Genomic DNA, 2686 nt, shown 5'->3' on the forward strand with positions numbered 1-2686 from the left:
CGATCCACGGCCGGGAGTTCCTCTTCGCCACGAACGGCCCAACGAGCAACCAAACCGACAGTCACATGATCAACGGCTTCTGTTAGGACCTCTTATGCCCAGTCCCTGGGTAGCTGAGGACGCCCTTCTGCTTGCCGCAGCGTGGCCCGGCGTGACCGAGTGCATGGGCGATGGCGGCCTCCTGATCGCGGCGGGCGGCGCGCCCTGCGGTGAGGAAGGCGGCTGCGGCGGGCCGTACGTGGGCGCTCCTGCTCGGACGGACTCGGACGGGTCGGGTGCGGAGACGAGCGCATACACCTGTGTCCGGCAACGGTTCCCCGGTGTGCGGAACCGTTGCCGGAGGGTGAGGCCGACGGAGGGATGGAGACGGAGGGATGGAGACGGAGGCTCCGGATCAGCTCATGGTGGTGATGGTGTTCCAGCCGCTGGCGCCCACCACCGTGCTCTGGCCGTCGACCGGGGTCGTACCGGACGTCCCGCCCTCGTAGAACCGCAGGGTGCCGGTGCCGTCGGCGGTGGTCGTCCACATGTCGGCGGTGCCGTCGCGGTCGGCGTCGGCGCCGCCCGCGATCAGCGGACGGTTGGCGGTCGTGTAGTTGGTGCCGTAGGTGGTGCGGCTGCCGAACGTGCCGTCGGCGCGGCCGCGGTAGAGGTACAGGACGCCGTCCCGGGTGTCCCGCGCGAGGAGGTCGGGGAGGTTGTCGCGGGTGACGTCGCCGGGGGCGGTGAGGGTCATCGGGTCCCAGCCGCCGTTGCCGATCTCACGGGCGGCCTTCACGGCGGGGGCTCCGGTCGCGGCCAGGTCGTTCTCGTACAGCCACAGCTTGTTCTCCGCCGCGACGACCAGGTCCGTACGGCCGTCGCCGGTCATGTCGCCGACGCTGACCACCTGTGCGTCGGCCGCCACCGTCCCCAGGACGGCCGGGGGCCTCAGCCGTCCGTCCATGCCGCCGGGGTACACGCGCAGCTGGGTGCCGATCCGGGCGACGAGGTCCTCGTGGCCGTCGCCGGTCCAGTCGCCCCGGTGGCTGACCGAGGCGCCGAGCCAGCCGCCGTTGCCGAGCTGGTGGCGCGAGGTGACCCCGCCCCGGCCGTCGCCCGGGTAGACGTAGAGGGCACCCGTGGTGTCGACGGCGACCAGGTCCGGCATGCCGCCGGAGCTGCGCAGGTCCCCGGGGACGTGGACGGGGGCGGGCTGGTCCCCGGCGCGGACGACGACGGGGGCGTGGTCCGAGAAGCCGTTGGGCGTCACGCCCTCGACGTTCGCGGTCGTGTCCATGCGGTCCTCGTCGATGTCGCAGGAGGCGATGGCCCGGCTGGCCCCCGGCGCGCTCACGAAGACGTGGTCGAACTCGTGCCAGGTGTGGCTCGTGCCCGTCCAGCCGTGGTGGGTGGTGCCGGTGACGCAGTGCTCGTACGCCCCGGTCAGCGGCGCCATCAGTGCGTTGTCCGCCTCGCGGTTGAAGTCGCCGCCGACCGCGCTCCGCCCCAGGCCGTGCCGGGTGGTGAAGCCGTCCACGAAGTCCTTCACGTTCGTGATCTGCTGCGCGATCCGGGGATCGGTGGAGCCGGGGATGATGTGCGTGTTGCAGACGGCCGTGGACCTGCCGGTCACGGCGACGCACTGCACGGGCAGCGAGCGGTAATCACTGACGGACGCCGACTTCGGCACCGCGTTCACGTGGTCCCGCCCGCTGATCCCGCCCTTGACCGCGATCAGGTTGCCGAGCCTGCCGCCCTGGAGGACGCCGCGGCAGGGGCTGCCGTAGGCGGCGGAGTCCACCGAGCCGTCGTCCCAGCGCCGGACGGGGGCGAAGTCGAAGCTCCAGCCCGCCGGGCCGAGGATCTCCTTCAGCCGCCGCTGGTGGTACCCCTCCACCTGTGTGACGCCGTCGACGACCGCCGGGACGCCGTCCGGGGCGCCGCACACCTCCTGCATCACGATCGCGTCGGCCCGCTGCTCCTGGAGCAGCTCGACGATCTCCTGGACCTTGGCCTCGTTGTCCGCCGTCGTCAGCCGGGAGGGGCAGAAGCCTTCGGAGCCCCTGCTGCCGCCGGCCTCGCCGCAGATGTTCCACGACACGATGGTCATGGGGGAGGTCACGGCCGTCGTGGTGGCGGCCTGGGCCCCCGGGGCGGCCAGACCGAGGAGGGTCATGCCACCGGCGAGGAGCGCGGTCGGGATGCGGGTGAGTTTCATCGTGTGTCCTACGGGTCCTGTGGGCGGGTTCTGGTGTGGGCGGGTTCTGGTGGGCGCGGGGCGAGGAGGCTCAGGCGAGGTCACTGGAGATCCAGTTCCAGCTGCCGGAGCTCGCGCTGTCCCAGGTCATGGCCGGGTTGGCGAAGTCGGCGCCGGTGGAGGTGAACTTCCACAGGCCGGTGCGGTTCGTGCCGTCGGTCTGGCGGCCGTAGTGGTAAAGGACGCTGACGTCGGCCTTGCCGTCACGTTGAAGTCACCGGTGGTCCGGGCGGTGGTGGCCCGGTTCGCGGTGAGGAAGGCGACCCCGTCCGACAGCGGGCCGGTCTGTCCGGCGTCGTTGGCGGCGCGTACGGTCACCGTGTGCGAGCCGTCGGTGAGCGTCGTCGTGTCCAGGGAGACGGAGTAGGCGGGGCCCGCGCCGGTGTCGGTGCCGACCGCGACGCCGTCGACGTAGAAGGTCGCCTTGGTCGGGGTGCCGACGGCGTC

At 72.0% G+C, this 2686-nt stretch carries 2 protein-coding genes; both read right to left on the bottom strand.

What is annotated here, in order from left to right; translation table 11 throughout:
- Nucleotides 1-394: 394 nt before the first annotated feature.
- Nucleotides 395-2200: an FG-GAP-like repeat-containing protein gene (locus ACIQFX_RS39085; RefSeq protein WP_402473365.1), complete on the bottom strand. Its 1806-nt coding sequence runs from the start codon at nt 2198-2200 to the stop codon at nt 395-397.
- A gap of 126 nt (nt 2201-2326) precedes the next feature.
- A partial coding sequence (locus ACIQFX_RS39090) for an Ig-like domain-containing protein (protein WP_402473367.1) occupies nt 2327-2686 on the bottom strand: 360 nt, incomplete at its 5' end.

This window comes from Streptomyces sp. NPDC093089 (assembly GCF_044754405.1).
Classification (GTDB): Bacteria; Actinomycetota; Actinomycetes; order Streptomycetales; family Streptomycetaceae; genus Streptomyces.